This is a genomic window from Citrobacter sp. Cpo012 (genome assembly GCF_030333015.1).
GTDB classification, from domain to species: domain Bacteria; phylum Pseudomonadota; class Gammaproteobacteria; order Enterobacterales; family Enterobacteriaceae; genus Citrobacter; species Citrobacter portucalensis.
Map to the genome: position 1 here is coordinate 20,959 of NZ_JAOWGR010000028.1, position 6,244 is coordinate 27,202.

9 protein-coding genes are annotated in these 6,244 nt (G+C 50.1%); 6 read left to right on the forward strand and 3 right to left on the reverse strand.

The window, feature by feature from the left end:
- Positions 1–20: 20 nt before the first annotated feature.
- Positions 21–968 carry a methionyl-tRNA formyltransferase gene (gene fmt / locus OGX90_RS02030; protein WP_008786286.1) on the reverse strand — a complete coding sequence of 316 codons (948 nt, stop codon included), beginning with the start codon at positions 966–968 and terminating at the stop codon, positions 21–23.
- Positions 969–982: 14 nt separating this feature from the next.
- A complete protein-coding gene (def, locus tag OGX90_RS02035) occupies positions 983–1,492 on the reverse strand; it encodes a peptide deformylase (RefSeq protein WP_003828283.1) in 510 nt (169 codons plus the stop codon).
- 129 nt (positions 1,493–1,621) lie between these two features.
- Between def and dprA the strand changes: the two genes are divergently transcribed.
- From dprA to OGX90_RS02065, 6 genes are read left to right on the forward strand one after another with little or no spacing between them, the layout of a single operon-like run.
- A complete protein-coding gene (gene dprA, locus OGX90_RS02040) occupies positions 1,622–2,746 on the forward strand; it encodes a DNA-protecting protein DprA (RefSeq protein ID WP_167820840.1) in 1,125 nt (374 codons plus the stop codon).
- Complete coding sequence (gene smg, locus OGX90_RS02045) at positions 2,718–3,191, forward strand: DUF494 family protein Smg (protein ID WP_003031162.1); 474 nt, start codon at positions 2,718–2,720, stop codon at positions 3,189–3,191. The genes dprA and smg overlap by 29 nt, the downstream gene beginning before the upstream one ends.
- Before the next feature lie 26 nt (positions 3,192–3,217).
- Positions 3,218–3,760: a DNA topoisomerase family protein gene (locus OGX90_RS02050; protein ID WP_008786284.1), complete on the forward strand. Its 543-nt coding sequence runs from the start codon at positions 3,218–3,220 to the stop codon at positions 3,758–3,760.
- A 4-nt stretch (positions 3,761–3,764) separates the two neighbouring features.
- The gene (gene tsaC / locus OGX90_RS02055) at positions 3,765–4,337 is read left to right on the forward strand and encodes an L-threonylcarbamoyladenylate synthase type 1 TsaC (protein WP_008786283.1); all 573 of its coding nucleotides are present in this window, start codon (positions 3,765–3,767) and stop codon (positions 4,335–4,337) included.
- Between the two features lies 1 nt (position 4,338).
- A complete protein-coding gene (gene aroE / locus OGX90_RS02060; RefSeq protein ID WP_048215430.1) occupies positions 4,339–5,160 on the forward strand; it encodes a shikimate dehydrogenase in 822 nt (273 codons plus the stop codon).
- Positions 5,157–5,414, forward strand: a complete 258-nt coding sequence (locus tag OGX90_RS02065; protein ID WP_111464686.1) for a DUF1488 family protein — start codon at positions 5,157–5,159, stop codon at positions 5,412–5,414. The genes aroE and OGX90_RS02065 overlap by 4 nt, the downstream gene beginning before the upstream one ends.
- Here the strand turns inward: OGX90_RS02065 and OGX90_RS02070 are convergent.
- Positions 5,390–5,944 (reverse strand): gamma carbonic anhydrase family protein, encoded by a 555-nt coding sequence (locus OGX90_RS02070; protein WP_048215431.1) that lies wholly within the window; start codon positions 5,942–5,944, stop codon positions 5,390–5,392. The genes OGX90_RS02065 and OGX90_RS02070 overlap by 25 nt on opposite strands.
- Positions 5,945–6,244 lie beyond the last annotated feature (300 nt).

The following is a 6,244-nucleotide window of genomic DNA, read 5'->3' on the forward strand; positions in this document are numbered from 1 at the left end:
GGGCTTAAAGAGATGAACCGTCAGGCCAGACGGTTTCCGGGCACGAACCACTCCCGGCGCGAATTAAGCAGATCCTGCGCGCTCATGGCTTTTTTACCGGCAGGCTGCAAAGAGATAAGATTCAGAATGCCGTCGCCTGTTGCGACCTGGATACCCTGCTTTGTCGCCTCTAGAATGGTGCCTGGCTCGGCCTGGGTGTTTACAGCAATAACCGAAGCTTGCCAGACTTTCACTGGCTGACCATCGATTTCAAGCCAGCTCATTGGCCAGGGGTTAAAGGCGCGGATGCAGCGTTCCAATTGAACAGCCGAAAGCGACCAGTCGATACGGGCCTCTTCTTTGCTGAGTTTTTCTGCATGCGTAACCAGTGATTCGTCTTGTACCACCGGTTTTATTGTACCGGCAGCCAGCTGTTTTAGCGTTTCAATCAGCCCCTGAGGCCCCAGGTCTGCCAGCTTGTCATATAACGAACCGCTGGTATCTTCTGCCGTAATTGGGCAGGACAGCTTCAGCAGCATATCACCGGTGTCGAGGCCAACATCCATCTGCATGATGGTAACACCGGTTTCGGCGTCGCCTGCCCACAGTGAGCGCTGGATCGGTGCTGCACCCCGCCAGCGCGGAAGCAGGGAACCGTGAACGTTGATACAACCCAGGCGCGGCATTTCCAGTACGGCTTTTGGCAGAATCAGGCCATATGCCACCACCACCATCACGTCTGCGTGTAAATCAGCAACCAACTGCTGGTTTTCCTGAGGGCGAAGAGAGACGGGTTGAAAGACCGGTATCCCTTTTTCTTCTGCCAGCACTTTTACCGGGCTGGGCATCAGCTTTTTACCGCGTCCCGCCGGGCGGTCCGGTTGGGTAAACACGCCAACGACGTTATGTCCAGAAGACAGCAGCGCGTCGAGATGACGCGCTGCAAAGTCAGGTGTACCCGCAAAAATAATACGTAGTGAGTCTGACACGTTGATCCTTGTCCTTAAGCTCGGGCGTTCAGGCGGTCGAGTTTTTCAACTTTCTGACGAATGCGTTGTTGCTTCAACGGAGACAGATAATCGATAAATAGTTTACCGACCAGGTGATCCATTTCATGTTGAATGCAGATAGCGAGCAGGCCATCGGCTTCCAGTTCAAAAGATTTGCCGTCGCGATCGAGCGCACGAATTTTTACTTTCTCTGCACGCGGTACTAACGCACGCTGTTCAGGAATAGACAGACAGCCTTCTTCAATGCCGGTTTCGCCGTCTTTTTCCAGCAGTTCTGGGTTAATGAGTACCAACTGCTCATCGCGATTTTCAGAGACATCAATAACAATGATGCGCTGATGAATATCGACCTGTGTTGCTGCCAGACCGATACCTTCTTCGGCGTACATCGTTTCGAACATATCATCAACGATACGCTGAATTTCTGCATTCACTTCTTCAACCGGTTTTGCGACTTTGCGAAGGCGCTCGTCCGGAATATGTAACACTTGCAAAACTGACATAGTTATCCAGAGTTGAGTTCAGGAGTTGAAAAGATTATTACCTCTATTCTAGACAAAACCCCCTCTGATTGACAGCATCAGTGACCAATCGCAAAGATTGCCAGGACTGCTTGTGGCAGGGGAACAGGGATGACCCAAATCGAAATTTGGCTACGTTTAGCGCAAGTGAATGAACTGTATGGTGATGAGATAGTGCGCGTTGCTCACTGGCTCAATACTCAACCGTGCATTAACAACGCGGTACTCTTGCAGGCAGGATTCTCTCCACGCCAGGCAAGACGCTTTTTAACCTTTTCAGATCTGACGCTGGAAAAAACGCTGCGCTGGCTTGAACAGCCTAACCACCATTTTGTGGTTGCCGACAGCGAGCATTATCCGCCACAGCTCCGTGCGATTGAGGATTATCCTGGGGTGCTTTTTGTTGCAGGAGCTCCCGCATGCCTCCACTCATTTCAAGTTGCCGTTGTCGGTAGTCGACAACATTCATGGTATGGCGAACGCTGGGGACGGTTGTTTTGTGAAAAGCTTGCTGCATGTGGGGTGACGATCACCAGCGGTCTGGCCCGGGGGATTGATGGCGTGGCGCACAATGCTGCGATAAACCGACAAGGCACAAGTATTGCGGTGCTGGGAAATGGACTTGAGACCATTCACCCACGACAGCATATCCGTCTTGCGGAGCGACTGATTGAGGCTGGGGGCGCACTGGTGTCTGAGTTCCCATTAGATACGCTCCCTTTGCCGCGCAATTTTCCCCGACGAAATCGTATTATCAGTGGTCTAAGTAAAGGTGTACTGGTCGTTGAAGCTGCACAGCGTAGTGGTTCACTGGTTACTGCTCGCTGTGCAATTGAACAAGGGCGGGAGGTGTTTGCTTTACCAGGGCCGATTGGGAGCCCGGGAAGTGAAGGCCCGCATTGGCTTATTCAGCAGGGAGCCATGCTTGTGACGACACCAGAGGAAATTCTTGAAAATTTGCAATATGGGCTGCAATGGTTGCCAGATGAACCTGAAAAATCAATTTATTCGCCAGATCACGAAGAGGTGGCATTGCCATTTCCGGAGCTCCTGGCTAACGTAGGAGATGAGGTAACACCTGTTGACGTCGTCGCTGAACGTGCCGGCCAACCTGTGCCAGAGGTAGTGGCTCAACTGCTCGAACTGGAGTTAGCAGGGTGGATCGCAGCTGTACCCGGCGGCTATGTCCGATTGAGGAGGGCATGCCATGTTCGACGTACTAATGTATTTGTTTGAGACATATATCCATAACGAAGCTGAGCTGCGTGTGGATCAGGACAAACTGGAACGGGATCTTACCGACGCTGGTTTTGATCGTGAAGACATTTACAACGCGTTACTTTGGCTGGAGAAGCTTGCTGACTATCAGGATGGCCTTGCTGAACCTATGCAGCTGGCATCGGACCCTCTTTCTATACGTATTTATACTGCGGAAGAGTGCGATCGACTGGATGCAAGCTGTAGAGGATTCCTGCTATTCCTGGAGCAGATTCAGGTGCTAAACCTCGAAACGCGAGAAATGGTTATTGAGCGCGTACTCGCGCTAGATACGGCAGAGTTCGATCTGGAAGACCTGAAGTGGGTGATTCTGATGGTGCTATTCAACATTCCAGGTTGTGAAAATGCCTATCAGCAAATGGAAGAATTACTCTTTGAAGTGAATGAAGGTATGCTGCATTAATCAATCTTCATTCAGTATGAGTTGTTATGGCTAAATCAGCACTGTTCACGGTGCGTAAAAACGAGCCCTGCCCACAATGCGGGGCTGAACTGGTTATTCGTTCCGGGAAACACGGTCCGTTTCTCGGTTGTTCACACTATCCAGAATGCGATTACATCCGTCCGCTGAAATCTTCCGCGGACGGACATGTTGTCAAAGTTCTGGAGGGTAAGCTTTGTCCTGCATGTGGCGCTGAGCTGGTGCTGAGACAGGGACGATTCGGTATGTTTATTGGATGCAGTGACTATCCTGCGTGCGATCACACCGAGCTCATCGACAAGCCTGATGAAACAGCAATAGTCTGTCCTCAATGCCAGACTGGTCATCTTGTCCAGCGGCGTTCCCGTTATGGCAAAACCTTTTACTCCTGCGATCGCTATCCGGAGTGCCAGTTTGTCATTAACTTCAAACCGTTAGCCGGAGAATGTCCTGAGTGTCATTATCCGCTTCTCATCGAAAAGAAAACCGCGCAGGGTGTGAAGCATTTCTGTGCCAGTAAACAATGTGGAAAGCCGATTTCGGCGGAATAAAAAAGTGAATAATAGCCTGCCCACAGACGCTATCGCTGCGGCGATAGCGGTTCTGAAACAAGAAAAAGTCATCGCCTATCCAACTGAAGCTGTATTTGGTGTCGGCTGCGACCCCGATAGCGAAACGGCTGTAACCCGTTTGTTGGCGCTAAAACAACGTCCGGTCGATAAAGGGTTAATTTTAATCGCGTCAAACTTTGAACAACTTAAACCATATATCGACGATAGCATGCTCACCGATGCTCAACGTGACGCTGTTTTCGCCCGTTGGCCTGGTCCTGTTACCTTCGTTTTCCCAGCGCTTGCGACAACGCCACGCTGGTTGACCGGGCGCTTTGATTCTCTGGCTGTTCGCGTCACTGATCACCCGCTGGTGGTTGCGTTGTGCCAGGCTTATGGCAAACCGTTAGTTTCTACCAGTGCTAATTTGAGTGGCTTACCGCCTTGCAGAACGGTAGAGGAAGTTCGCGCACAGTTCGGTACAGACTTTCCCGTGGTTGAAGGGGAGACCGGGGGGCGTTTGAATCCTTCGGAGATCCGTGATGCTCTGACAGGTGAACAGTTTCGACAGGGGTAATATGAAAGAAGCCTATGCTGTTTTTGGTAATCCGATAGCGCACAGTAAATCGCCCTTTATTCATCAGCAATTTGCAGAGCAGCTGAAGATTGATCACTCCTATGGGCGTGTACTGGCGCCTATCAATGATTTTGTGAATACGCTGAACGCTTTTTTTGCTGAGGGCGGGAAGGGGGCAAATGTCACCGTGCCTTTTAAAGAAGAGGCATTTGCACGTGCCGATGAACTAACGGAGCGGGCATCGCTTGCTGGAGCCGTCAATACCCTTAAACGGCTGGAGGATGGACGTTTACTGGGAGACAACACGGATGGTATCGGCTTGTTGAGCGATCTTGAGCGTTTATCTTTTATTCGTCCCGGATCGCGAGTTCTGTTGATTGGTGCGGGTGGTGCATCCCGTGGAGTTTTATTACCTCTTCTTTCTATGGATTGTGCGGTGACTATTGTTAACCGTACCGCTTCGCGCGCTGAAGAACTGGCACAAATCTTCTCCCATACCGGCAGCGTACAGGCGGTAGGAATGGACGAGCTTGATAATTACAGTTTTGATCTAATTATTAACGCGACATCCAGCGGAATTAGCGGTGAGATACCGGCTATTCCGACATCTCTTATTCACCCATCTGTCTATTGTTATGACATGTTTTATCAGAAAGGAGATACACCGTTCCTCTCCTGGTGTGCCGAACATGGGGCGAAACAATATGCTGATGGCCTGGGTATGCTGGTGGGGCAAGCAGCGCACGCCGTTTTACTCTGGCATGGGGTTTTGCCGCAGATTGAACCCGTCATTAAAAGCATGCAGCAGGAATTGTCGGCATGAATCAGGCGATCCAGTTTCCCGATCGAGAAGAATGGCGCACGGATGTCAACGCCGTTGTGTTTCCGGCGATGGTTCATGGTATGCAGTTAACATGTGCCATCTCTGGAGAGATGCTGGCGTCCCGCTTTGGCGGCGACACGCCTGAACAGTGGTTGGAAATCTTTCAACAGCATCGCTGGGATCTGGAAGAAGAAGTTGAAGGATTGATCCAGGCCCAGCAGGAAGATGCTCAAGGTTGGGTTTGGTTACTCTGACTTAAATATTCATCTTTCCACTTAACATAGTTGTTAGCTGAATATTGTAAGCCTGCTTTCTCTTCATCGCTTAATGGACGGATTTGTTTAACCGGGCTTCCCAGGTACAGATACCCGCTTTCCAGGCGTTTATTTTGGGGAACCAGGCTCCCAGCCCCAATCATAACGTCGTCTTCTACTACCACGCCATCCAGCAGAATCGAACCCATGCCGACTAATACGCGGTTGCCAATGATACAGCCGTGTAGCATGACCTTATGACCGACCGTTACATCCTCACCCACGATCAATGGATTACCCTGCGGATTAGACGTGGATTTATGTGTGACATGGAGAACGCTGCCGTCCTGAATGTTTGTACGGGCACCAATTTGTACATAGTTAACGTCGCCACGAATGGCAACCAGTGGCCAAATTCCGACATCATCAGCCAAACGGGCATCACCAATGACGACACTGCTGGTGTCGATCATTACGCGATTTCCGATCTGTGGGAAAAGATCCTTATAAGGACGCAGTACATCAGACATGTTTACCTCAACGAAAATAGAGCAGTAATGAAGACTTTGGTTGGATTATTGAGACTGTGCAAGTGGTTTAGCTATCAAAAATCAGCCAAATTGCGCAGGAATGTAGCGAAAGGAGTGAAAAACAAGCATTCAGAAAAAAAGATCCAAAAAATACTTGTGCTAAAAAATGGGATCCCTATAATGCGCCTCCATCGACACGGCGGATGTGAATCACTTCACGCAAACAGCCGGTTCGGTTGAAGAGAAAAACCTGAAAATGAGGGTTGACTCTGAAAGAGGAAAGCGTAATATACGCCACCT